This window comes from Gemmatimonadaceae bacterium, assembly GCA_020852815.1.
Classification (GTDB): domain Bacteria; phylum Gemmatimonadota; class Gemmatimonadetes; order Gemmatimonadales; family Gemmatimonadaceae; genus SCN-70-22.
Genome location: JADZAN010000001.1, coordinates 210,311 through 235,076, shown reverse-complemented (window position 1 = coordinate 235,076; position 24,766 = coordinate 210,311). Strand labels below are relative to the sequence as shown.

The following is a 24,766-nucleotide window of genomic DNA, read 5'->3' as shown; positions in this document are numbered from 1 at the left end:
TGGGAGCGCGAGCGCATCTCGTTAGGCCTCAAGCAGCTGCAGCCGTATCCGTGGAAGGACGTCATCGAGAAGTACCCGGTCGGCACGCGCGTCGCCGGCAAGGTCGTCTCGATCACCAACTACGGCGCCTTCATCGAGCTCGAGCCCGGCATCGAAGGGCTCGTGCACATCAGCGAGATGTCGTGGACCCGCAACGTCCGCCATCCGTCGAAGATCGTCTCCATCGGCGAGACCATCGAGGCTGTGGTCCTCAAGGTCGACCCGAACGAGGAGAAGATCTCGCTCGGCATGAAGCAGACGGAGCAGGATCCGTGGATGGTGCTGCCGCTCAAGTACCCGGTCGGCACGCGCCTCTCCGGCAAGGTCCGCAACCTCACGTCGTTCGGCGCCTTCGTCGAGATCGAGCCCGGCATCGATGGGCTCATCCACATCTCCGACATGTCGTGGACCAAGCGCGTCCAGCACCCGTCGGAAGTGGTCAAGAAGGGTGATACGGTGGACGTCGTGATCCTCAACATCGACGCCGAGAACAAGCGCATCTCGTTAGGCCTCAAGCAGGCCAGCGAGGATCCGTGGCTCCGCATCGGCGAGACCTACCCGGTCGGCACCGAGCTCCGCGGCCGCGTCGTGCGCCTGATGGAGAAGGGCGTCGTCGTCGACATCGGCAACGACATCGAAGGCTTCGTCCCGCTCTCGCACCTCCCGGCCGACAAGGCCATCACCTCCCCCGCCGACGTCTGCTGGGAAGGGATGAACCTCGACCTGCGCGTCGTCGAAGTCGATCCGATCCACCGCCGCATCGTCCTCACCGTCACGGCCATCCCGGAAGAGCAGCCGCCCAAGCCGGAAACGCCGTCCAAGATCCACACCGAGGACGGCGACGTGGTCGGCGAGATCCCGACGGAGCTTCCGATCGACGAGTAACGGCCGCGCCGCAGCTGGCGCCAAACGTTCGCCCACGCCCCCGGGAGCCCCGTGCTCCCGGGGGCGTGGTACACTACCTTACGCGCCCATGAGCATGCGCGAAAAACTCGAGCTCCTCGAGCGCCGCCGCGCCGAGTCGGAGCAGGGAGGCGGCCCCGCCCGCATCAAGGCCCAACACGACAAGGGAAAGCTCTCGGCCCGCGAGCGCCTCGACATCCTCCTCGACGAAGGGTCGTTCGTCGAGTACGACCGCTTTGTCACCCACCGCTCCACCGACTTCGGGCTCGAGGCGCAGGTGGTCTACGGCGATGGCGTCGTGACCGGCCACGGACGCATCGAGGGGCGGCTGGTCTACGTCTTCTCGCAGGACTTCACCGTCTTTGGCGGCTCGCTCTCCGAGACGTTCGCCGAAAAGATCTGCAAGGTGATGGACCTCGCCGTGCGCAACGGCGCCCCGGTCATCGGCCTCAACGACTCCGGCGGCGCACGCATCCAGGAAGGGGTCGTGTCGTTAGGCGGCTACGCGGATATCTTCCTGCGCAACACGATGGCCTCCGGCGTCGTCCCGCAGGTCTCGGCCATCCTCGGGCCATGCGCCGGAGGCGCCGTGTACTCCCCCGCCATCACCGACTTCGTCTACATGGTGCGCGGCTCGTCGTACATGTTCGTCACCGGGCCCAACGTCGTGAAGACGGTGACGCACGAGGACGTGACGATGGAGCAGCTCGGCGGGGCCGATGCCCACGCCGGCACCTCGGGGGTGGCGCACTTCGCGCACGACTCCGAGCTGCAATGCCTGCAGGGCATTCGAGATCTCTTCCGCTACATCCCGCAGAACAATCTGGACGATCCCCCGCGCGGGAGCGCTCGCGACCCGCGCGATCGCCGCGACGAGGCGCTGCTCGACCTGGTGCCCGACAACCCGAACAAGCCGTATGACATCCACGACGTCATCCGGCGCGTGGTCGACGACGGCGAATTCTACGAGGTCCATCGCGACTACGCCGGCAACATCGTCGTCGGCTTTGCGCATTTGGGCGGTTTCAGCGTCGGGATCGTCGCCAACCAGCCCGCGGTGCTGGCGGGTGTCCTCGACATCAACGCCTCGGTGAAGGCGGCGCGCTTTGTCCGTTTCTGCGACGCCTTCAACATCCCCATCGTGACCTTCGAGGACGTCCCGGGCTTCCTTCCCGGCGTGGCCCAGGAGCACGGCGGGATCATCCGCCACGGGGCCAAGCTCCTCTACGCGTACTGCGAGGCGACGGTCCCCAAGCTCACCGTCATCACGCGCAAGGCGTACGGCGGCGCGTACGACGTGATGAGCTCGAAGCACATCCGCGGTGACTTCAACGTGGCCTGGCCCACGGCCGAGATCGCGGTGATGGGACCCAAGGGCGCCGTCGAGATCCTCTTCCGCAAGGAAATCGCCGAGTCCAACGATCCGCAGAAGGCGATGGACGAGCGCGTGGCCGAGTACACGCAGAAGTTCGCCAATCCCTACGTGGCGGCGTCGCGCGGCTTCCTCGACGACATCATCGACCCGCGCGACACCCGCCCGCGCCTCATCGATGCGCTCGAGACGCTGCAAGGCAAGCGAGATCGCAACCCGCCGCGCAAGCACGGCAACCTCCCGCTCTAGATGCCGTCCCTCGTCTTCTCGTCTTCCCGTCCTCTCGTCTTCTGATGTTCACCAAGGTATTGGTCGCCAACCGCGGCGAGATCGCCTTGCGCATCATCCGCGCGTGCCAGGAACTGGGGATCACCTCGGTGGCCGTGTACTCCGATGCCGACGCGCAGGCGCCGCACGTGCGAGAGGCCGACGAGGCGGTGCACATCGGCGCGGCACCGTCGAGCGAGTCGTACCTGGTCGGTGAGCGTATTGTCGAAGCGGCGAAGCAGGTGGGGGCGCAGGCCATTCATCCCGGCTACGGCTTCCTCTCCGAACGCGAGTGGTTCGCTCGCCTGGTGCGCGACTCGGGACTCGTCTTCATCGGCCCCCCCGCCGAGGCGATCGCCGCGATGGGGTCAAAGACGTCGGCGCGCCAGTTGGCCATCCGGGCTGGCGTCCCCGTCGTTCCCGGGACGACCGAGGCGCTGTCGGACGCACGCGAGGCGGCCGACCTCGCGGCTCGCTTCGGCTACCCCGTGTTGCTCAAGGCGGCGGCGGGAGGTGGCGGAAAGGGGATGCGCGTGGTGCGCGAGCCGCGCGAGCTGGAGGGGGCGCTCGACTCGGCGCGGCGCGAGGCGAAGAACGCCTTCGGCGACGACGCGGTCTACCTCGAGAAGTACATCGAGGGGCCGCGCCACGTGGAGATCCAGGTGCTGGCCGACCAGCACGGGACGGTGCTCTCGTTAGGTGAGCGCGAGTGCTCCGTGCAGCGTCGCCACCAGAAGATGATCGAGGAGGCGCCCTCGGTCGCGGTCACGCCGGAACTGCGGCGCCGCATGGGCGAGACCGCCGTCGCCGCCGCCCGCGCCGCCGGCTACGTGAACGCCGGGACGTGCGAGTTCCTCCTCGATCGCAATGGCGACTTCTACTTCCTGGAGATGAACACGCGCCTCCAGGTCGAGCACCCGGTCACCGAGCTGGTCACGGGAATCGACCTGGTGCAGTGGCAGCTGCGAATTGCGGCTGGCGAGCGCCTCCCGTTCCCCGCCGACATCACCCCGCGCGGGTGGGCCATCGAGTGCCGCATCACCTCCGAGGACCCGGCCAACGGCTTTCTCCCCAGCACCGGTCGCATCGAGTACTTGCACCTGCCGGCTGGCCCGGGCGTCCGCTGGGACGGCGGGATCGAGTCGGGGTCGACGGTCGGGCTGCACTACGACCCCATGCTCGCCAAGCTCATCGTGTGGGGGGCCACGCGCGACCAGGCCATCGCCCGCATGCACCGCGCCCTGAGCGAACTCACCATCGTCGGCATCGAGTCGTCGCGGGAGTTTCACCTGCGCGTCATGGAAGACGAGGAGTTCCGGCGCGGGGCGATCGAGATCCAGTGGCTGGAGCGCCGCCTCCCGGAGCTGGTGGCACCGGCCGCGCCGCGCGCGCGCGTGCGCGCCGCCGCCATTGCCGCTGCGCTCCTTGCCGATCGCGATCGCGCCACCCCGCGCCGTGGCGCCGGTGCTGCGCCCGCGGCCACGAACGGCGCCGGCGCCGGCGGTGGTGCCGCGAGCGGATCGGGCGCGTCGGCCGGCGCCGCAGTCTCTGCCAGCGGGCCGTCATCTCCATCCACCGACGCGTGGCGCCTCGCTGCGCGCCGTGAGGGGCTGCGCTAGTCCCGTGACGCACCGTCGTTTCGACGCGCGCGCGGGAAAGGGGGGGCGGACCCCCACGCGACGCGGGGCGCCGCCCCCCGGCGCGCCGCCCGTGCGCGCGACCGCGCGCGTGGAGTCCATTGCTGCTGGCGGGGCGGGGGTGGCGCGCGTCGATGGGCTCGCCGTCTTCGTGCCGCGCACTGCACCTGGCGATGTCGCCGACTTCACCTACGTCCGGAAAGACCGCCTGGGGCATGGGCGCCTGCGGACCATCGTCGAGCCCGGGCCGCACCGCATCGCGGCACGCTGTCGCCACTACGAAGGCGATCGCTGCGGGGGGTGTCAGCTGCAACACCTGGACATCGAGGCGCAGCGCGAGGCCAAGCGCCGCATCGTCGCCGACGCCTTCGCGCGCATCGCGCGACGGCCGGTCGATGTCCCGCCGCTCGTCCCGTCGCCGGAGGCGTGGGGCTATCGGAACAAGCTCACGCTGACGCTGCGAAACGACGCCGGCCACTGGCGCGCCGGGCTCCACCAGTGGGACGACGTGGACCGCGTCTTCACGCTGGAGGAGTGCCCCATCACACACCCGAAGGTGGTGGCGGGGTGGCGCGAGGTGATGGCGGCCGAAGGGGATCTCCCCCGCATCGGGGAACTGCGCGGCGCCGTGCGCCTGGCGGGCGATTCGCTCGCCTTCGTCCTCGAAGGGGTGAAGTCGTGGGCCCATGCGCGTGACTTCGCGGGGCGCCTCCCCTCGTTCAGCGTCGTGCGGTGGACGGACCAGGACGCTCGAGTGCATGATGTGCTCGACGTCGACCCCGATCGTCCGGCGGCCTCGTTCGAGCAGGTCAATTCACCTGTTGCCGAGCGTTTGCACGCCGATGTGGTGTCGTGGGTGCAGGAGCAACGGCCGGCGACGGTGGTCGACGCCTACGCCGGCGTGGGGGATACCGCCGCCGTGCTCGCCCAGGCTGGACTCCGCGTGACGGCGATCGAGCTGGACCGCGAGGCATCGGCGCACTCCGCGCGCCGGCTCGAGCCCCCCTCGCGCGCCATCTGCGCCCGGGTCGAGGACGTGATCGCGCATCACCTCCCCGCCGACGTGGTGATTCTCAATCCACCTCGCACCGGCGTCGACGCGCGCGTCTGTGCGTCGCTCGAGGCGTCGCTGGCGGCATCGCGCGAGACATCGCGCGAGACACCGCGCGAGGGAGCGACGCGCGAGGGAGCGACGCGCGACGCGGCCGCGCACGATCTCGCAGGGGGTGGCGGGGCCCGCATCGTCTACGTCAGCTGCAATCCGGCGACGCTCGCCCGCGACGTGGCGCGACTCCCCTCGTACCGGGTGGCGCGAGTCCAGCCCTACGACATGTTTCCGCAGACGGCGCACGTGGAGACCGTGTGCCTTCTCGTTCCGGAGGTGTGAGTGAAGTACATCGTCGACGTGAACGGCCAACGACTCGAGGTCGACCTGGAGGCTGACGGCGTGCGCGTGGACGGCGAGCTCGTGCCGGCGCACCTCGCCGACGTGGAGGGGACTCCCATTCATCTGGTCACGATCGGGAGCGAGATGCACCGCGTGGCCGCCCGCCGCGGCGATGCTCGCGGGAAGTACGCGCTGTGGATGGACGGCTACCGCTTCGAGGTCGAGGCGCTGGACGAGCGCATGCGGACCATTCGCGACCTGACCAACGCCAGCACGGCGGCCGCCGGCCCGCGCCCCCTGGTTGCCCCCATGCCCGGCTTGATTGTGCGCGTCCAGGTGGCGGTGGGTGACACCGTCGAGGCGGGGCAGGGGCTGGTCGTGATGGAAGCGATGAAGATGGAGAACGAGCTCCGGAGCACCGCGGCGGGGGTGGTGCGGGCGGTGCTGGCCCAGCCCGGGAGCGCGGTCGAGAAGGGGGCGGTGCTGGTCGAGTTCGCGTAAGGCCAGCGCACGCGGGCGGAGGTAAAGCGCGATGCGATGGGCATTTCGCGCAGGTGGCTCCGTTGACATGGCCTCATGCCCTGTCTACGTTGCATGTCTGCCAAAAAGCGCCTTTCGGCGCTGGATGCGCCACGTCTGGGCGCGCACCGCCCGAGCGTCGTCCTCGTCATTCGTTTCCGATCATGAAGACTTTTTCCGCGACCCCCAAGGACATCGACCGGCGGTGGTACATCGTCGATGCCGAAGGCATGGTGCTTGGGCGTCTGGCCTCTGAAGTCGCGAAGATCCTTCGCGGCAAGCACAAGCCGATCTACACGCCGCACATGGACACCGGTGACAACGTCATTGTCATCAACGCGTCCAAGGTGAAGGTCACGGGGCGCAAGGCGGAACAGAAGCAGTACTTCCGCCACACCGGCTACATGGGGCACGAGAAGTACACGCCGTTCTCCAAGATGATCGCGACCCATCCGGAGCGCGTGATCGAGAAGGCGGTGCACGGGATGCTCCCGAAGTCGGCGCTGGCGCGCCAGGTCCTGCGCCTCAAGCTCCGCGTGTACGCTGATGCGAACCACCCGCACGTCGCCCAGAAGCCGACGGCGTTGACCTTCAACAGCAAGAGTGAGTAGGGATGGCTGAGAACGGACAGATGCACGCCGTTGGCCGCCGCAAGGAAGCGGTCTGCCGTGTGTACGTGAAGCCCGGCTCGGGCAAGTGGGACGTCAACGGCCGTACCCTCGGCGACTACTTCCCCCGTCCGACCCTGGTGACGGCGATCCAGCAGCCGTTCACGGCGACCGACACCCTCGGTCGCTATGACGTCAAGGCGCATGTTGAAGGGGGCGGACAAACGGGACAGGCCGGGGCGCTGCGCCTCGCCGTGGCCCGCGCGCTCGTCGACATCGATGAGACGTACCGCCGCAAGCTGCGCGACCTGGGACTGCTCACGCGTGATGCCCGCGCGGTCGAGCGCAAGAAGCCGGGGCGCCCCGGCGCCCGCAAGCGCTTCCAGTTCTCCAAGCGCTAGAACCACCGACGGGGGACGGGAGACGGGAGACGGGAGTGTCGGCGCCTCGGCGCCGACGACCGCTCGAAGCCCGCAGCTCACGGCCCTCTCTCTCTACGGCGAGTCCGCGAGCCGCGCAGCGGCGAGCACTCCCGTCTCCCGTCTCTCGTCTCCCGTCCGTCTTCATATCGCACTTCTCTCGAGCCTCCGCGGGTGCCAGCCCAGCTGGTCGTAGGCGGCGTTGACAGGGAAGGTCGAACAACCCAAACGATTCGCAACGGCTCACATGTCCTCCCCGACCCTCGAACAACTGCTCGAAGCAGGCGTGCACTTCGGCCACCAGACCCGCCGGTGGAACCCGAAGATGCGCCGCTTCATCTTCGCCGAGCGCAACGGCATCCACATCATCGATCTGCAGAAGACCCTGCGGCAGATCGAACTCGCGCAGAAGCTCGTGCGCGACGTGATCCTGCGCGGCGACAACGTCCTCTTCGTCTGCACCAAGCGCCAGCTGGCGGCGATCGTGAAGGGCGAGGCCGACCGCTGCAACGCGATGCACGTCACCGAGCGCTGGCTGGGTGGCCTCCTCACCAACTTCCAGACCGTCAAGAAGCAGACGCGTCGCCTCAAGGAACTCGAAGCGGGCTCCGAGGCAGGTGGTGAGTTCGAGAACTACACGAAGAAGGAGCAGCTCCTGCTCTCGCGTCAGCGCGACAAGCTCTCCAAGAACCTGTCGGGCATCAAGAACATGGCGCGCCTCCCCGGGCTCCTGTTCATCGTCGACTCCAAGAAGGAGCGCATCGCGGTCTCCGAGGCCAACAAGCTCGGAATCCCGATGGTCGCCATCTGTGACACCAACTCCGATCCCGACCAGATCACGGTCCCGATTGCCGGGAACGACGACGCCATTCGTTCGGTCGAGCTGATCACGCGCATGATCGCCGATACGATCGCCGAGGCGCGCCGTGAAGCCCCGGTCCGCTCGCAGGAAGAGGACGCCGAGGAGAGCACCTACAGCTCCGATCGCGGCCTCGAGCCGGCCGCCGCGCCGGGGAGCGAGGAGGAGCGTCGCCGTCGCCGCCGTCCGCGCCGTCGGCGGGCCAAGCCCGAGGCGATCGCCGCTCGACTCAAGTCGGGTGAGGCGGGCGCCGAGAGCGCGGAAGGCGCGGAAGCGGCCGATGCCGGTGATGCCGGCGGAGACGACGCCGCGGAGTAAGAGGAACCAACGGCCGGGGGGCCATGCCGGCGCCCCCGAACCGACGCGGCGCGAGTCGAGCCGACTCGCCCAATCGACGCAGTACTGACCAGCGCCGCCGGCACCCCAGCCGGCGGCGTTCTCACGATTCGAATGGAATCCGCAGGGATTCGAAGGAAACGACCATGAGCATGCCGATCACGGCGAAGGACATCGCCGAACTCCGCAGCCGCACCGGCGCGGGGATGATGGACTGCAAGAAGGCGCTCGAAGAGGCCCAGGGTGACATGGACAAGGCCATCGCCATCCTCCGAACCAAGGGGATCGCGAAGGCCGAGAAGCGCGCCGGTCGCGCCGCCTCCGAAGGGCGCATCGTTGCCGTCGCGGCGCCCGATGGCAAGAGCATCGCGCTCGTCGAGGTCAACTCCGAGACCGACTTCGTCTCGCGCAACGACGAGTTTGGGGCACTGGCCCAGCAGCTCGCCGTGCAGGTCCACCAGGACGAGTCGCTCGACGAGGCCGTGCACGTGGCCGGGGAAGGGAAGCTCTTCGCCCAGCCCTTCCACGCCGACACCAGCAAGACGGTCGAGGAAGCGGTCAAGGCGGCGTCGGCCAAGACGGGGGAGAACGTCGTGCTCCGTCGCTACGCGCGCTACAAGACCGACGGCGCGTTAGGCGTGTACGTGCACTTCAACCACAAGGTGGCCGCGCTCGTGGAGATCACCGGCGGCGCTGGCGCCGCGGTCGAGGCGCTCGCCCGTGAGGTGGCCGAGCACGTCGCCGCCGGCGTGCCGCGCGTCGCCGTGGCCGCGTCGCGCGAGGAAGTCCCCGCCGCGTTCGTGGCCAGCGAGCGCGCCATCTTCGAGGCCCAGGCCAAGGAGAGCGGCAAGCCCGACGCCATCGTGCAGAAAATGGTGGACGGGCGCGTGGCCAAGCTCTTCGGCGAGATCGTCCTCGTCGAGCAGCCGTGGGTCCGCGACGACTCCAAGACCATCCAGCAGCGCGTGGACGAGGTTGCCAAAAGCGTCGGCGCCCCGCTCACGGTGCGTCGCTTCGTGCGTTTCCAGATGGGTGAGGAGTAATCGCGCGTGACTGACGCCCCCGCGCCGTACCGCCGCATCCTCCTCAAGCTCTCCGGCGAGGCTCTCGCCGGAGACAAGGGGGCGGGTTTCGACTTCAATCGCGTCAATCAGTTCGCCGACGAGATCAAGGGCGTGGCCGACTCCGGCGTCGGCATCGGGTTGGTCATTGGTGGCGGCAACATGGTCCGCGGGACGCAGCTCGCTGCGCTCGGCATGGACCGTGTTGCCGCTGACTACATGGGGATGCTCGGCACCGTCATCAACGCCCTCGCCCTGCAGGATGTGTTCGAGAAGAAGGGGCTCGATACGCGCGTCATGACGGCCATTCGCATGGAGGAACTCGCCGAGCCGTACATCCGTCGCCGCGCGCTGCGCCACTTCGAGAAGGGGCGCGTCGTGATCTTTGCCGCGGGGACGGGGAACCCGTACTTTAGCACCGACACCGCTGCAGCCTTGCGGGCGATCCAGATGAAGGCCGAAGTCATCATCAAGGCGACCAGCGTGGATGGCGTCTACTCGGCCGATCCCAAGAAGGATCCCAGCGCCAAGCGATACGAGCAGATCTCCTACCGCGACGTGATGCTCGAGGAGCTGGGAGTGATGGACCAGACGGCAGTGACGCTCTGCAAGGAGAACAAGCTGCCGCTCATCGTCCTCAACATTCACGAGCAAGGCGCCGTCGCGCGCGCGGTGCGCGGCGAGCGCGTGGGGACCATCGTCCGATGAGCACAATCCAGAACATCCTGAAGGACACTCGCGCGCACATGGAGAAGTCGCTCGAGAACACCAAGCACGAGTTCACGACGATCCGCTCCGGGAAGGCGAATCCGACGATGCTCGACACGCTGCGTGTCGAGATGTATGGCTCGCACATGATGATGAACCAGGTGGCGAACGTGTCGTCGCCCGAGCCGCGCCTCCTCGTCGTCACCCCGTTCGACAAGGGGCAGATCAAGGCGATCGAGAAGGCGATTCGCGAGTCCGACATGGGGCTCGATCCCGCCATCCAGGGGAACATCGTCCGCATCCCGCTCCCGGCGATGAATGAGCAGCGCCGCAAGGACCTCGTGAAGGTGGTCCACAAGTTCGCCGAGGAAGGGAAGGTGGCCGTTCGCCACTGGCGCACCGAGGCGCGCGACCGCTTCAAGAAGCTCGACGGCGTCTCCGAGGATGACGTGAAGCACGCCGAGAAGGAGCTGCAAAAGGTGCACGACGACTTCATCGCCAGGATCGACGGGCTGGTGAAGTCGAAGGAAGCCGAGATCATGGAAGTGTGAGCGGACACGCTCGACAGGCCCGTCACCCTGTGGCGCATGGGTGAACTCGCGCGCCGCGTCGTGGTGGCGCTCATCGCTGCTCCCCTGGCCATCGCGATGGTGTGGCTGGGGGAGCTGCCACTTGCGGCATTCCTCGGCTTGGCCGGCGGGTTGGGCGCGTGGGAGCTGTACCGCATGGCGCGCCGTGGCGGTGTGGAGCCCATGGATGCGTTAGGCATTCCGCTCGCCGCCGCCCTCCCGCTCCTCGCGCATGCCGACCGGTTGCAGCTGCTGCGCTCCCCCGCGGCTGTGGGGGGCACCGTGTTCGTGGCGCTGCTCGGCGCGTCCATCTGGGCCCGCGGTGTGGGGGGACGCCCGCTGGAGTCGGTCGCGGTCACCGTCTTCGGTGCACTGTACACCGGCGGGATGCTCGCCTTCGGCTACGCCCTGCGACACCACCGGTTCGTCATCGAGCCGGCGGCCGGCACGGCGCTGGTCCTCTTCCCGGTGATCCTCACGTGGGCCTCGGACATTGGCGCGTACTTCGTGGGGCGCTCGCTAGGCAAGGCCAAGCTCATCCCCTCCGTGAGTCCGGGAAAGACGCGCGCCGGCGCCGTCGGCGCCCTCGTCATCACGATGATCGTCGCCTATGCGTACAACCTGCACGTGCTTCGCCCGCTGTCGCAGCTGGCGCTGGCGCCGTGGACGGCGCTCGCCTTTGGCGTGGTGATCTCGGCGGCGGCGCAGGTGGGAGATCTCGCCGAATCGCTCCTCAAGCGCGAGGCGGGGGTGAAGGATTCGTCGCAGCTCCTGCCCGGACACGGCGGGATCCTCGACCGGCTCGATTCGCTCTACTTCGTTCTTCCGGTGGCGTACCTGATCCTGGGGCGCCTCCTGATTGCCGCCCCGGCCTGAGCGCGTCCGGGGCCTTCGCCGCGCCGCCGCCATCTCCCTCGTCGTGAGCCGTCAGTTGCAACGCATCGCCGTCCTCGGCTCCACCGGCTCCATCGGGCGCTCGTCGCTCCGCGTCATCGCGCGTCACCCCGATCGATTTGCCGTCGCGGCGCTCACGGCCAACGCCAACGCCGAGGAGCTCGCGGCACAGGCCGCGGCCACGCACGCGGGCTACGTCGCCCTGGCGCGTGACGATGGCGGCGCGCACCCCGGGTGGAAGGTCGGGCCCGAGGCGCTCGTCGAAGCGGCGACGCTCGACGCCGTCGACACCGTTATCAACGCCATCGTGGGAGCCGCCGGCCTCGATGCCACCCTGGCGGCGCTCGGCGCCGGCAAGCGCGTCGCGCTCGCCAACAAGGAGTCGCTCGTCGTGGCCGGAGCGCTCGTGGCGGCGGCGGCGAAGGCCGGTGGTGGCCTGGTCGTCCCCGTCGATAGCGAACACTCGGCCATCCTGCAGTGCCTCGCCGCGCGCCCCGGCCGCGAGGTCAGTCGCCTGATCATCACCGCGTCGGGCGGGCCATTCCGCAGCTGGCCGTCGGCGCGACTGCGCGAGGCGACGTTGGAAGACGCGCTCCAGCACCCCACGTGGCGCATGGGGCGCAAGATCACCGTGGACAGCGCGACGCTCGCCAACAAGGCGCTCGAGGTGATCGAGGCCCACTTCCTCTTCGGCATCTCCTTTGACCGGATCGAGGTGGTGGTGCACCCGCAGAGCATCGTCCACTCGATGGTGGAGTTCGTGGACGGGAGCGTCGTGGCCCAGTTGGGGATTCCTTCCATGGAGCTGCCGATCCTCTACGCATTGACGCATCCGGAGCGAATCACCGATGATGGGGTACCTCGATTCGACCCGGTCGCGTCGTCGCCGCTGACGTTCGAGGCGGTGCGCCACGACGACTTTCCGGCGCTGGCGCTGGGAGTCGCGGCAGGGCGCACGGGGGGGGCGGCACCCGCGGTCTTCAACGCGGCCAACGAACAGGCGGTCGCGTTGTTCCTGGCGGGCGCCATCGGGTTCCAGGACATTTCCTCGGCCATCGAGTCGGCACTGGGCGCGCTGCACGCGTTGCCCGGCGGGGACAGGGAGGCGCTGCTCGCGGCCGACGCGGCAGCGCGCCAACACGTGAAGGATCGCGTCGCATGCTGAAGTTTGTCGCGCCACTGCTGGTCTTCGGGATCGTGGTCTTCGTCCACGAACTCGGTCACTTCCTCGCGGCCAAGCTCGCGCGGGTGTACGCCCCCGTCTTCGCGTTTGGCTGGGGGCCGCGCCTGTTCGGCTTCAAGTGGGGCGAGACCGACTATCGCTGGTCCTGGCTCCCGCTCGGCGGCTTCGTGGCCATGGCGACGAAAGACTCCGAGGGAGGCTCAGCCATCGAGGGGAGCGCGGACCTGACCGACCCCACAGCGGCGGCGCCGGGCGAGGTACCGGGGCACCAGCGCGGATGGAATCCCATTCCGTACGATCCCACGGCGCTGCGTCCGTTCGGACCGCACCCGGTTCCGGCCGATCGCTGGATCGAATCGAAGTCGCTTCCGGCCAAGGTCTTCATCCTCTCGGCCGGCGTTATCATGAACGTCATCCTCGCCCTGGTCGTGTCGACGGGGGTGATCATGCACTTCGGCCGGACGCCGTCGCCCGCCGTGATCGATTCGGTCGTCGCCGGGCGCCCCGCCGCGCTGGCCGGGCTGCAGGCGAGCGATTCCATCGTCGCGATCGAGGGGACGCCGGTCGCGCGCTGGCGCGATGTGCTGGACAAGGTCTCGGCCTCCGCGGGGCAGACCATCGCCTTCGAGGTCGTGCGCGCGGGTGAGCGGGTCACCCTCCCGGTCACGCCGAGCCTGAGCGACGACGTCGACCGGGTCACCGGCGCGCCGGTGAAGGTGGGACGCATCGGGGCCGTCGCGCGTCAATACACGCAGCGCGAGAAGCTCTCGCTCGGGCCGGCGATCGGGGCGGGGTGGGAGGCGACCTGGGAGATGGGGGGAGCGGTCGTGAAGGTCGTCCGCGGCTTGTTTGTCGGAGACGTCTCCGTCCAGCAGCTCGGTGGGCCGATCGCCATAGCGCGGACGTCGTTCCAGGCGGCGAAGAACGGGTGGGAAGACCTGCTCGGGCTCCTCGCCTTCCTGAGCATCAACGTCGCGGTGCTCAACATGCTCCCGGTTCCCTTGCTGGACGGTGGCCAGATCCTGGTGCGAATCGCCGAGTGGGTGAAGGGGAGCGAGTTCAGCGTGCGGACGCAGGAGATGATTGCGCGGGTGGGAGTGGCGGCCATCGCGCTCCTGTTCATGCTCGTCATGTTCAACGACATCAAGAGCCTGGTGACGACCTTCTTCCAATGATGCGGCGGACCATCCGGATCCTGTCCCTCTGTGCGGCCACGCTCCTCGTCATGGGCGCATGGGCGCGTCCGGCGTTCGCGCAGCTCAAGGGCGTGCGATTCGAGATCGCCGCGGTGGGGGACACGACGCTCGGTTTCCGCTCGGGGACCGAGCACTGGATCAAGCGCGGGCAAACGGGGATCGCCGTGGATCCTCGCAAGCGCGACATCCTCGTCGCGCGGCTGCGCGTGCTTGGAGTCGACAAGGCGGGCTACGTCACCGCCCTGGTCACGGGGCAGACGACCGCGGTGACGACGGATCACGTCGTCCTGTTGCAGCAGGCGACTCCCGCCTGGTTCCGCCGCAAGTCGTTCTGGGGCGGCGTGGTGCTCGGCGCCGCGTTAGGCGCGGCAGCGGGGTCGCAGTTGTAGTGTCGTCGCGTTAGGGCGCCGGGCCACTCGCCACCCCCGGCACCCCCCTACTGCTTCTCGCAGATCACGCGGAAGGTGAGGCGCGTGGTGCGGTCGGCGGTGACGTTGACTCCCTCATTGGTGTACGGGGCGCACAGCGGCTGCTGCGCCGTCACGCGGTAGTTGCCCACCGGGACCACGATCCCGCCGTCGCGCGGCAGCGCACCGTCGACCCTGATCGATCCGTCGTCCGACACGACGGCAAAACGCGCCCCGTTGGCAATGTTCAGCAGGTTGATGGCGATCGTCCCGCAGGAGCGCGGCGACAGCGTCACCGTCGCCGGCGCGCCTGCGCGTACCCGTACGCGCTGCTCCACCGAGGCCCACTCGCACCCCGCGCTGGCGGGGAGCGACGCGGCGACCGTGTACTCACCGGGACGGAGCGAGTCGCTGCGCCACGAGCCGTCGGCCACCGCCTGGCCGTTGACACTCACGCGGGCGTTGGCCGGTGCAGTGACGACGAGGCGCCCCATCGTGGTCGCGGGAGGCCTGGCCTTCGCGGTGTCGCGCACGGCGCGGGCGAGCGAGTCGGCCGGCTTGGTCGCGGAGTCGCCCGGCAGGGATGTGTCGGGCGTAGCGGTCGCGGTGATCACGCCCGGCGTCGTCGTCGTGTCGAGGGGGAGCGAGTCGGTGGCCGCGACCACCGGTGGAACGCCCTGCCGCCAGAACGAGACGGCGATCGCGGTGGCGGCCACGGCGAGCACGATGACGGTGAGCGGGGCGGCGCGCCGCCACACGGCGCGGTGGCTGATGCGCTGGAGCGGCGTCACCAGCGTGGGCGTCTCCGAAGGAGACAGGTAGGAGGCGCGCGCGTTGCCATCCTGGGGGGCGTGGAGGACTGCCGTCAGCTCGTCGGCGAGCTGCTCCCCGGTCGCTGGGCGGTCATCCGGGTGCTTGGCGAGGCAACGCAGGAGGACGCGCTCGAAGGCGGGCGAGATCGCGGGGTTGATCGACCGCGGCGAGGGCGGAGGGTCCTCGACGTGCTGGCGGGCAATCTGGTACCAGTCGTCGCCCTCGAAGGGAAGGCGCCCGGCAACCGCGCGAAAGAGGGAGACGCCGAGCGAGTAGATGTCGGCGCGCCCGTCCAGCGGCTTCGCCCGGGCTTGCTCCGGGGCGAAGTACTGGGGGGTCCCCACCACCATGTTCGTCCCGGTCTGGTTGGTGTAGTCCGTGACCGCTCGCGCGATGCCGAAGTCGGCGACGACGGCGTTGCCGTGGGAGTCGAACAGGATGTTGTCGACCTTGATGTCGCGGTGGACGACCCCTTCGCGGTGGGCGAAGCCAAGGGCGCGTGCGACGTCGATCCCGACGCGGACCACGAACTCCTCGGGGAGGAATGGGGACGACTCGAGCTTGTCGGCCAGCCCCGTCGGGAGGTAATCCATCGCGAAGTAGACCGCCTCGCCGTCGCGGCCGACGGCGTAGATCTTCACGATGTTGGGGTGCCGGAGCTTGGCGGCGGTCGACGCCTCACGGCGGAAGCGCTCCTCGAAAGAGGGGTCCCCCGCGAACTGCGGCTTGAGGACCTTGAGCGCGACCGGGATCTCCAGTTCGGGATCGAATCCGCGGTACACCCACGCGAATCCGCCGGAGCCAATGAGCTCTTCGACCCGGTACTTTCCTAGCGACTTTCCGAGATAGCGCTCAGGCACTAAGGGGACGCCTTTACAGTGATGGGCGCTTCGAGTAAGTTGCGTGTCTCCAAAGGACTTAGCGCACGAGCGTTGGACCGCGTACGGAATATATCACATGGCTTTCGAAAAAGCAGCGACGATCGCGAAGTACCAGGCCAGCGAAAGCGATACTGGCTCTACGCGCCTGCAGGTAGCGGTGCTGACGGAACGCATCAACTACCTCAACGACCATTTCAAGCGCCACAAGAAGGACCATCACAGCAAGCGCGGCATGCTGAAGCTCGTCGGCAAGCGCCGCCGGTTGCTCGAGTACCTCAAGCGCAGCGACGTCGAGGGGTACCGGAAGGTCCTCGGTGAGCTCGGACTCCGCCACTAGTACACGTCGCTCATCACGCAATCGCGCGGTCGCCCCGTCGGGGCCCGCGCGTTTTGTGTTCTAACGAGACCCAGTCATCCTCATGATGCAACGCCTGGAAAAGACGTTCGCGGGGCGCCGCCTCGTCATCGAAACCGGCCGCATGGCCAAGCAGGCCGCCGGTTCGGCTGTCGTCACCTTTGGCGACACCATGGTCATCGCCGCCGTCACCGTCAGCGACAACCAGTCCCCCCTCCCGTTCTTCCCGCTCACCGTCGAGTATCGCGAGAAGACCTACGCCGCGGGGAAGATCCCCGGCGGCTTCATCAAGCGCGAAGGGCGCCCGCACGATCACGAGATCCTCGCGGCGCGCATCATCGACCGCTCGATCCGCCCGCTCTTCCCGGAAGGGTTCAAGAACGAGGTGCAGGTCTTCGTCTACACGATCTCCGCCGATCAGGAGAACGATTCCGACGTCCTCGGCCTCATCGCGACCTCGTTCGCCCTCAACGCCTCCAAGATCCCCTTCCTGGGGCCGATTGCCGGCGTGCGCGTGGGACGCGTGCAGGAAAAGTGGATCCTCAACCCCACCTTCCAGCAGCTCGAGTACTCGGATCTCGACTTCGTCGTCGCCGGTTCGTCCGACTCGATCGTGATGGTCGAAGGCGGGGCCAATGAGATCAGCGAGGCCGACGCGCTCGACGCGCTCACCGTCGCGCACAAGGGCATCAAGGAACTCATCGGCGTGCAGCAGGAGCTTCTCGCGACGCAGACGGTCGCGAAGATGGCGTGGACCAGGACCGAGACGCCGTCCGACGTGCTCGACGCGGTCCGCAAGGCTGCCGAGAAGAAGATCGCCGAGGCGATCAACCAGAAGGAGAAGCACACTCGCGTGCAGGCCGTGGAAGCGGTCAAGCGCGCCGTGAAGGAGGCGATGGTCGCCGAAAAGCCGGAGTGGGCGTCGCTGGTGGGGAGCGTGCTCGATGACCTCGAGTACAACGCCCTTCGCTCGCAGGTCCTGTCGACCGGGTTCCGTGTCGACGGCCGCAAGCCCACCGAGGTCCGTCCCATCACGATCGACACGTCGGTCCTGCCGCGTGCCCACGGCTCGGCGCTCTTTACGCGCGGCCAGACGCAGGCGCTGGTGGCCTGCACGTTAGGCACCGCCGAGGACGTGCAGCGCCTGGACTCCATCAAGGACGCCGGCGAGACGACCAAGTCCTTCATGCTGCACTACAACTTCCCGCCGTTCTCCACCGGCGAAGTGCGCCCGGTGCGCGGGACGTCGCGCCGCGAGATTGGCCACGGCAACCTGGCCGAGCGTGCGCTGCAGGCGGTCCTCCCGCCGTTCGAGGAGTTCCCGTATACGCTGCGCATCGTCTCCGACATCATGGAGTCCAACGGCTCGTCGTCGATGGCCTCGGTGTGCGGCGGTTCGCTGGCGCTGTTCGATGCCGGCGTCCCGACGCGCGCCGCCGTTGCCGGCGTGGCGATGGGGCTCATCAAGGAAGGGGACAAGTACGCGATCCTCACCGACATCCTCGGCACCGAGGATCACCTGGGCGACATGGACTTCAAGGTCGCCGGGAGCGAGCACGGGATCACGTCGATCCAGATGGACATCAAGATCGAGGGGCTCGACCTCAAGATCATGAAGGAAGCGCTGGCGCAGGCGCGCGAGGGGCGCCTGCACATCCTGGGCGAGATGAACAAGGCGCTCGCCACGCACCGTCCGGAGCTGTCGCCGTACGCGCCTCGCATCGTGACGCTGACGATCAACCCCGAGAAGATCGGCGACCTCATTGGTCCCAAGGGGAAGACGATTCGCGGGATCCAGGAAGAGACGGGGGCCGAGATCACGGTCGACGACTCCGGGCTGGTCACCATTGCAGCTGTCGGTGGCGAATCGATGGATCGTGCCCGCCAGATGGTCATGGCGATCACCGCCGAGCCGATCGTCGGCGAGACGTACGAAGGGACGGTCAAGACCGTCACCGCCTTCGGCGCCTTCATCGAGATCATGCCGGGGTCGGAAGGACTCCTGCACGTGTCCGAGATGCGGCACACGCGCGTCGAGAAGCCGGAAGACGTGGTGAAGAAGGGCGATCGCGTCACGGTGAAGCTCATCGATCGCGACGAGCGCGGCCGCCTGCGCCTCTCGATGAAGGCGCTCCTGCCCAAGCCGGAAGGGACGGAAGAGGCACCCGCCGGCGAAGGGAGCGAGGGGGGTGAGGAAGGGGGCGAGCGTCGGGAGCGCAGCGACCGCGGCCCGCGCCGTGGTGGAGACCGCGGCGGTGACCGCGGCCGTCGTGGCGGGCGCGGAGGCGACCGCTAGGCGGGAGCGCGCTTGACACAACACACCGTGAAGGAGGCCGTTGCAGGAGTCCAGCGCACCGTACTGGGCAACGGCCTCACCGTGGTCTCGGAGTTCATGCCAGGCGTTCGATCGGTCTCGATCGGCGCCTGGGTTCGCATTGCGTCGGTGCACGAGCCACGACCGCTGATGGGCGTGTCGCACCTGCTCGAGCACATGGTGTTCAAGGGAACGCGGCGGCGGAGCGCGAAGGAGATCGCGATGTCGCTGGAGAACCTGGGTGGGTCGCTCGACGCCTACACGGCGCGCGAGCACACGTCCTACCAGGCGCGCGTGCTCGACGAGCACCTGCTGCAGGCGGCCGATGTCATTGGCGACATGATCTTCGCCCCCACGCTGCGCGAGGCGGACCTCCTACTGGAGCGCAAGGTGGTGCTCGAGGAGATCGCCATGGTCGACGACACGCCCGACGACCTCGTGTTCGAGCTGCATAACGAGTTGCTGTGGGGCGACCACCCGTACGGCTACTCGATCCTTGGCACGCGCGACACGGTCTCGTCGTTAGGCGTGGCCGAGTTGCGGGCGCTGCATGCGCGCGGCTACCAGCCGCGCCACATCGTGGTGGCGGCGGCCGGCAACGTGGAGCACGAGCGACTGCTCTCGGCGCTGCGCGACACCGGGTGGGAAGCCGTCCCGCACGGCGACGACGAGCCGGCCGTCCCGCCCCCCCCGCAGGCCGCCCCGCCCGGGGTGCGCCACGTCGAGCGCGACGCGGCGCAGACGCAGATCGTGCTCGGCATCCCGACGGTGCGCTACGGCGACACGCGACGCTACGCCGTCTCGCTGGCGTCGGCGTTGCTGGGTGGTGGGATGAGTTCCCGTTTATTCCAACGCGTACGGGAGGAAATGGGGCTGGCGTACTCCGTGTCCTCCTTTCACAGTTACCACACCGACAGCGGGACGCACGGCGTCTACCTGGCCACGGCGCCCGAGAACGCGCCATTGGCCATCGATGCGGTGCGTGCCGAGATGCGTGCGGTCGCGGCGCAGGGCTTCACCCCCGAGGAAGTGGCGGCGGGGCGGGGGCAACTGAAAGGGCAGGTCACCCTGTCGCTCGAGAGTTCGTCATCACGGATGTACCGCGCGGCGGCGACGGAGCTGTATGGCGAGCCCTATCGCCCAATCGACGATGTCCTGTCGCAGATCGATGCCATTCGGGACGAGGAGGTCACGGCGATCGCCGCGGCGTTCTTCGAGCCCGACCTGCAAACCGTGCTGAGCCTCGGCCCCGGGCCGGGCGCGGCCTGAGTTCCACCAATCGACACGAGCCTTACGACCATGCTCATTGGCGTTCCAAAGGAAATCAAGACGAACGAGAACCGCATTGCCCTCGTCCCCGCCGGCGCCGAGGCGCTGGTGGCGGCCGGACACCAGGTCCTGATCGAGAAGGGGGCCGGCGAAGGGAGCGGCTTCGACGACAGCGACTTCACGTCGGTCGGCGCGCAGATCGCCCCGGACGCGGCCGCGACGTGGGCCAAGGCCGACATGATCATGAAGGTGAAGGAACCGATCGAGCGCGAGTGGCCGCACATGAAGAAGGGGCAGACCATCTTCACGTACTTCCACTTTGCTGCTGACGAGAAGCTCACCAAGGCGCACCTCGCCTCCGGGGCGACGTGCATTGCCTACGAGACCGTGGAGTTGCCGAGCCGCGAACTTCCGCTCCTGACGCCGATGTCCGAGGTGGCGGGGCGGATGGCGGTGCAGGAAGGGGCCAAGTACCTGGAGAAGCTGTACGGCGGGCGTGGCGTCCTCCTGGGCGGCGTCCCGGGCGTGGCGCCGGCCAAGGTCGTCATCCTGGGTGGCGGCATCGTGGGGATCAACGCCGCCAAGATGGCTGCCGGGATGGGGGCCAAGGTCGTCATCCTCGACATCTCGCTGGAGCGGCTGCGCTACCTGTCCGACGTGATGCCGGCCAACGTGCAGCTCATCCACTCGAACCGTCACAACGTGCTGGAGCAGATCGCGACGGCCGACCTGGTGGTCGGCGGCGTATTGATTCCCGGGGCCAAGGCGCCCAAGCTCATTCGCCGCGAGGACCTCAAGCGCATGCGCCCCGGCTCCGTCATCGTCGACGTGGCGATCGACCAGGGGGGGTGCGTGGAGACGATCAAGGCGACGACGCACGAGAACCCGACCTACGTCGTGGACGGCGTGATCCACTACGGCGTGGCGAACATGCCGGGTGGCGTCCCGCGGACGTCGACGCTGGCGCTGACCAATGCCACGCTCCCCTACGCGCTGCAGCTGGCGAACAAGGGGTGGAAGAAGGCGCTGCGCGAGAACCCGGCGCTCCTCAAGGGGCTCAACGCCTTTGATGGCAAGGTGACGTACCAGGGCGTTGCCGAGGCCTTCGGGCTGGAGTACCACGAGGCGTCGCAGTTCGTGGCGTCGTAGGCGAGCACGCGACGCCGGGACGGTGCGAGGGGTGGGGGCTTCGGCTCCTGCCCCTCGTTCGGTTCCCGGGGCGTTGCGCCTGACGCGGTTTCTCCTCGAATGTTCACCTGCTCCCCCTGCCGTCCCCGGTCCGTTCCCGACGCCATCCCCGCGAGTTCCCATGCCCCCTGACGCGTTGCCCCTGACGGTGCGCATCAAGCGCCTGCCGCACAACCCCGACCTGCCATTGCCCGCTAGACAAACGAGCCACAGCGCGGGGTACGACGTGTGCTCCTGCGAGCCGGACTTCGTCCTTGCACCTGGCGACAGGCGCGCCGTGGCCACGGGGTTCGCCTTCGCCCTGCCGGAGGGAATGGAGATGCAGGTGCGCCCGCGATCGGGGCTGGCGCTCAAACACGGGCTCACCCTGCCCAATACTCCCGGGACGATCGATCCAGACTACCGCGGGGAACTCAAGATCATCGTGTTGCACCTGGGGCACGAACCGTTCACCATTGCACGCGGCGATCGCATTGCGCAGCTCATCTTTGCCCGCTTCGACGCGCCGCTGCTGCAGGAAGCGACATCGCTCGACGACACGGCGCGCGGCAGCGGTGGGTTCGGCAGCACCGGTGTCGCAAGCGAGGGCTAGCGGGCGAGGGCGAGCACGCGTGGGCTAGCACGCGAGAGCTGCGAGCGACGGATGGCACGCGCCTTCCGCCGTGAGCGCACCTGTTGGCGCTCCATCGCCTGTGTAGCACGAGTGGCGAATCGTGGGTCGCGCGACGCATTGCAGTCGAGAGTGATCGTGGGGTGGCGGCTCGTGCCGATGGTCGGTCGAGGAGGCGAGCGTTCGGAGGGGACCGGCGCCACCGCGCCGTGTCCGGGCGCCCGCGTAGGTTGTGATATGGCAATGCCTTGCACCCCCTCAGGTCCACCGCTAGCTTATCCCCCCGAGCGCGTCGCCCCTCCTGACTACCGGCGCCCCGAGGGGGCGTCAGGATTTCCACATACATGCGTTGGCCCTCCCTCACGGCGGGTAAGCTCTTTCCCGCCAATGCAATCGCCGTAGACCTCGGCACCGCAAACACGCTGGTGTACGTCAAGGGCGAGGGCATCGTCCTCAACGAACCGTCGGTCGTCGCCATCGATCGCGAGACCAAGCGGGTCAAGGGCGTGGGTTTGGAAGCCAAGCGCATGCTGGGGCGCACGCCGGACGGGATCATCGCCGTGCGCCCCATGAAGGACGGTGTCATCGCCGACTTCGACGTCACCGAGAAGATGCTCCGCTACTTCCTGGAGCTGATCATCAAGAACCGGATGTTCAAGATCAAGCCGCGCGTCATCGTGTGCGTCCCGTCGGGGATCACCGAGGTCGAGCGGCGCGCCGTGCGCGATTCCGCGTTAGGCGCGGGGGCGAAGGAGGTGTTCATGGTCGCCGAGCCGATGGCGGCGGCGATCGGCGTCGGCCTCCCGATCGAGACACCGACCGGCAACATGGTCATCGACATCGGTGGCGGCACCACGGAGATCGCCGTCATCGCGCTCTCGGGGATCGTGAGCGACACGTCCATCCGCACGGCGGGGGACGAACTCGACACGGCGATCGTGCAGTTCATGCGCAAGAACTACAATCTCCTCATCGGTGAGCCCACCGCGGAGCAGATCAAGATCCAGATCGGCTCGGCCGCCCCGGTGGGCGACGAGCGCGAGATGGACGTGAAGGGGCGCGACCTCGTTTCCGGCATCCCGAAGACGGTGCGCGTCCACTCCTCGGAGATCCGGGAGGCGATCCAGGAGCCGATCCAGCAGATTGTCGACGCCGTGCGCCGCGCGCTGGAAATCACGCCGCCGGAACTGTCGTCGGACATCGTGGACCGCGGGATCGTGATGACGGGTGGCGGGGCGCTGATCCGCGGCCTCGACGTCGTGCTGAGCCAGGAGACCGGGCTTCCGATCCACGTCGATGAGGACCCGCTGACGTGCGTGGTGCGCGGCGTGGGCCGCATCCTCGACGACGAGGAGAAGTACTGGTCGGTCCTCTCGTCGTAGGAGCCGAGCGATGGCACGCGCTGCGCGCTCGGGCTCGCGCGCGGATACGGCACTGGTGTCTGTCTGCGCCCTCCTGGCCCTGCTTGCCACGGTCCTGCCACTCCCGATTCGCGACGCCATTGCCTCGTCGCTCCGCCGCACGGTGGTGGCCCCGCTCCTGGCCTTGCAGGAGCGCGCCGAGCGCGGGCGCACGGCCTTCGCCGAGCGCGAGGCGGTGACGACGCAGCTGGACTCGCTGGCATTGCGCAATGCCGAGTTGGGGACTCTGGAGCAGGAGAACCAGCAGCTTCGGGGGTTGTTGCACCTGTCTCGCCAGCTGCAATGGGGGTTCGTGGCGGCGGAGGCGCTGCACGGACAGGGGAGTGGCGACGACCACACCCTCCTCCTCACCCGCGGGAGCAACGCCGGGGTCAGGGTTCGCGCCGGCGTGGTGGCGCCGGCCGGGCTGGTGGGGCAGGTGACGACCGCCGATCCCGGGAGCAGCGTGGCGATTCTCTGGACGCACCCCGACTTCCGCGCCAGCGCCATGGCCGCCGACGGCTCCGCCTTCGGTATCGTGCGCCCGCACCTGGGGGAGGAGCCGGGGCGCTTCCTCCTCGAGATGCGAGGCGTGGCCTTCCGTGACGCACTCAAGCCCGGCACGCTCGTCACCACGTCGGGGCTGGGAGGGGTCTATCCCCGCGGGATCCCCATCGGCGTGGTGCTCAACGAACTGAAGCAGACCAACGAAGTCTGGTCCCGCGCCTACCTCGTGCGCCCGGCCGTCTATCCCCCCGACGTTTCCAACGTGATGATCCTCGCCCCGCAGCGCACCGCCGACGGGGGGCTCGACAGCGCGTGGATCGGCGTGCAGCGCGCCGAGGCGGCGGCGCGCGCCCTCGCCGCCAGCGGCGACTCGCTGGCGCGCCTGCAGGCCGCCGCCACGGCCTATCGCCAGCGCCAGATCGACTCGCTCAAGGCCGTCATGGGGATTGCCCGTGACGACTCGCTGGCCGGCGACTCGCTGCGTGCCAAGGGGGACACGTCCCGCGCCAGGGGCGATTCGGTGCGCGCCCGAAGTGACACGTCGGCACGTCGCGAACCGGCGCCGGGGCCACGCTAGATGCAGCGAGGACTCCGAACCGCGCTCCTGTTCGTCGCGCTCGTCGCGATGCACTACTTCGTGCGCCCGCTCCTTGGCTGGCGCGTCTCGATCGACTTCCTCGTGGTGGCGGTCCTGCTCGTCGCAGTGCGCGTGCGCCCCGGCGTTGCCGCGCTCATCGGCTTCGCTCTCGGCCTGGTTGCCGATTCACTGGCCCCCGCCACCTTTGGCGCGTCGGCGCTCGCCATGACGCTCGTCGGCTTCAGCGCCTCGTGGCTCAAGGCGGTCTTCTTCTCGGACAACGTCTTCCTCCACGCGTTCTTCTTCTTCGTGGGCAAGTGGGCGTTCGACGTCCTGTTCGTGCTCGCCGCGCGGCAGGGAGGGGTGTATGACATGGCCACGCAGGTCGCGCTCTGGTCGCCGCTCGCGGCGGCGATGACAGCGGTGACCGGTGTGGTGGTCCTCCTCCTGTTCCGCGGGATGCTCGAAGCTCCCGCTTCCTGAGCGCG

Annotated in this window: 24 protein-coding genes; 23 read left to right on the top strand and 1 reads right to left on the bottom strand. The window is 68.5% G+C overall.

The window, feature by feature from the left end; genetic code table 11:
* The 15 genes from IT359_01110 to IT359_01040 form a co-directional block, all read left to right on the top strand.
* On the top strand, positions 1–924 hold a 924-nt coding region (locus IT359_01110; GenBank protein ID MCC6927561.1), incomplete at its 5' end, for a S1 RNA-binding domain-containing protein.
* A 94-nt stretch (positions 925–1,018) separates the two neighbouring features.
* Positions 1,019–2,563: an acyl-CoA carboxylase subunit beta gene (locus tag IT359_01105; GenBank protein ID MCC6927560.1), complete on the top strand. Its 1,545-nt coding sequence runs from the start codon at positions 1,019–1,021 to the stop codon at positions 2,561–2,563.
* Between the two features lie 44 nt (positions 2,564–2,607).
* A complete protein-coding gene (accC, locus tag IT359_01100) occupies positions 2,608–4,200 on the top strand; it encodes an acetyl-CoA carboxylase biotin carboxylase subunit (protein ID MCC6927559.1) in 1,593 nt (530 codons plus the stop codon).
* A gap of 4 nt (positions 4,201–4,204) precedes the next feature.
* Positions 4,205–5,605 carry a class I SAM-dependent RNA methyltransferase gene (locus tag IT359_01095; GenBank protein MCC6927558.1) on the top strand — a complete coding sequence of 467 codons (1,401 nt, stop codon included), beginning with the start codon at positions 4,205–4,207 and terminating at the stop codon, positions 5,603–5,605.
* Complete coding sequence (locus IT359_01090; GenBank protein MCC6927557.1) at positions 5,606–6,106, top strand: biotin/lipoyl-binding protein; 501 nt, start codon at positions 5,606–5,608, stop codon at positions 6,104–6,106.
* A 182-nt stretch (positions 6,107–6,288) separates the two neighbouring features.
* Positions 6,289–6,735 (top strand): 50S ribosomal protein L13, encoded by a 447-nt coding sequence (gene rplM / locus IT359_01085; protein MCC6927556.1) that lies wholly within the window; start codon positions 6,289–6,291, stop codon positions 6,733–6,735.
* Positions 6,736–6,737: 2 nt separating this feature from the next.
* Positions 6,738–7,133, top strand: coding sequence for a 30S ribosomal protein S9 (rpsI, locus tag IT359_01080; GenBank protein ID MCC6927555.1), 396 nt, complete (start codon positions 6,738–6,740; stop codon positions 7,131–7,133).
* A gap of 265 nt (positions 7,134–7,398) precedes the next feature.
* A complete protein-coding gene (gene rpsB / locus IT359_01075) occupies positions 7,399–8,328 on the top strand; it encodes a 30S ribosomal protein S2 (GenBank protein ID MCC6927554.1) in 930 nt (309 codons plus the stop codon).
* Between the two features lie 164 nt (positions 8,329–8,492).
* On the top strand, positions 8,493–9,389 hold the full coding sequence (locus IT359_01070) for an elongation factor Ts (GenBank protein MCC6927553.1): 897 nt from the start codon (positions 8,493–8,495) through the stop codon (positions 9,387–9,389).
* 6 nt (positions 9,390–9,395) lie between these two features.
* The gene (locus IT359_01065; protein MCC6927552.1) at positions 9,396–10,115 is read left to right on the top strand and encodes a UMP kinase; all 720 of its coding nucleotides are present in this window, start codon (positions 9,396–9,398) and stop codon (positions 10,113–10,115) included.
* On the top strand, positions 10,112–10,666 hold the full coding sequence (gene frr, locus IT359_01060; GenBank protein MCC6927551.1) for a ribosome recycling factor: 555 nt from the start codon (positions 10,112–10,114) through the stop codon (positions 10,664–10,666). Before IT359_01065 ends, frr begins: the two co-directional genes overlap by 4 nt.
* Before the next feature lie 36 nt (positions 10,667–10,702).
* Positions 10,703–11,560, top strand: coding sequence for a phosphatidate cytidylyltransferase (locus tag IT359_01055; GenBank protein ID MCC6927550.1), 858 nt, complete (start codon positions 10,703–10,705; stop codon positions 11,558–11,560).
* On the top strand, positions 11,544–12,743 hold the full coding sequence (locus IT359_01050; GenBank protein ID MCC6927549.1) for a 1-deoxy-D-xylulose-5-phosphate reductoisomerase: 1,200 nt from the start codon (positions 11,544–11,546) through the stop codon (positions 12,741–12,743). The genes IT359_01055 and IT359_01050 overlap by 17 nt, the downstream gene beginning before the upstream one ends.
* The gene (locus IT359_01045) at positions 12,737–13,936 is read left to right on the top strand and encodes an RIP metalloprotease (protein ID MCC6927548.1); all 1,200 of its coding nucleotides are present in this window, start codon (positions 12,737–12,739) and stop codon (positions 13,934–13,936) included. Before IT359_01050 ends, IT359_01045 begins: the two co-directional genes overlap by 7 nt.
* Positions 13,933–14,346: a hypothetical protein gene (locus tag IT359_01040; protein MCC6927547.1), complete on the top strand. Its 414-nt coding sequence runs from the start codon at positions 13,933–13,935 to the stop codon at positions 14,344–14,346. The genes IT359_01045 and IT359_01040 overlap by 4 nt, the downstream gene beginning before the upstream one ends.
* Before the next feature lie 47 nt (positions 14,347–14,393).
* Here the strand turns inward: IT359_01040 and IT359_01035 are convergent, their stop codons facing one another.
* On the bottom strand, positions 14,394–16,037 hold the full coding sequence (locus tag IT359_01035; GenBank protein MCC6927546.1) for a protein kinase: 1,644 nt from the start codon (positions 16,035–16,037) through the stop codon (positions 14,394–14,396).
* Between the two features lie 97 nt (positions 16,038–16,134).
* Here IT359_01035 and rpsO point away from each other — a divergent pair, with 97 nt between their 5' ends.
* The 8 genes from rpsO (at position 16,135) to mreD (ending at position 24,761) form a co-directional block, all read left to right on the top strand.
* Entirely contained in the window at positions 16,135–16,395 is a 261-nt protein-coding gene (gene rpsO / locus IT359_01030) for a 30S ribosomal protein S15 (protein ID MCC6927545.1), read from the top strand.
* A gap of 85 nt (positions 16,396–16,480) precedes the next feature.
* Entirely contained in the window at positions 16,481–18,709 is a 2,229-nt protein-coding gene (locus IT359_01025) for a polyribonucleotide nucleotidyltransferase (protein MCC6927544.1), read from the top strand.
* Positions 18,710–18,721: 12 nt separating this feature from the next.
* Positions 18,722–19,996: an insulinase family protein gene (locus IT359_01020; protein ID MCC6927543.1), complete on the top strand. Its 1,275-nt coding sequence runs from the start codon at positions 18,722–18,724 to the stop codon at positions 19,994–19,996.
* Positions 19,997–20,026: 30 nt separating this feature from the next.
* Positions 20,027–21,145 (top strand): alanine dehydrogenase, encoded by a 1,119-nt coding sequence (gene ald / locus IT359_01015; protein MCC6927542.1) that lies wholly within the window; start codon positions 20,027–20,029, stop codon positions 21,143–21,145.
* A gap of 160 nt (positions 21,146–21,305) precedes the next feature.
* Complete coding sequence (dut, locus tag IT359_01010) at positions 21,306–21,776, top strand: dUTP diphosphatase (GenBank protein ID MCC6927541.1); 471 nt, start codon at positions 21,306–21,308, stop codon at positions 21,774–21,776.
* A 362-nt stretch (positions 21,777–22,138) separates the two neighbouring features.
* Entirely contained in the window at positions 22,139–23,176 is a 1,038-nt protein-coding gene (locus IT359_01005) for a rod shape-determining protein (protein ID MCC6927540.1), read from the top strand.
* A 10-nt stretch (positions 23,177–23,186) separates the two neighbouring features.
* Positions 23,187–24,278 (top strand): rod shape-determining protein MreC, encoded by a 1,092-nt coding sequence (locus tag IT359_01000; protein ID MCC6927539.1) that lies wholly within the window; start codon positions 23,187–23,189, stop codon positions 24,276–24,278.
* Complete coding sequence (gene mreD / locus IT359_00995; protein ID MCC6927538.1) at positions 24,279–24,761, top strand: rod shape-determining protein MreD; 483 nt, start codon at positions 24,279–24,281, stop codon at positions 24,759–24,761.
* Positions 24,762–24,766 lie beyond the last annotated feature (5 nt).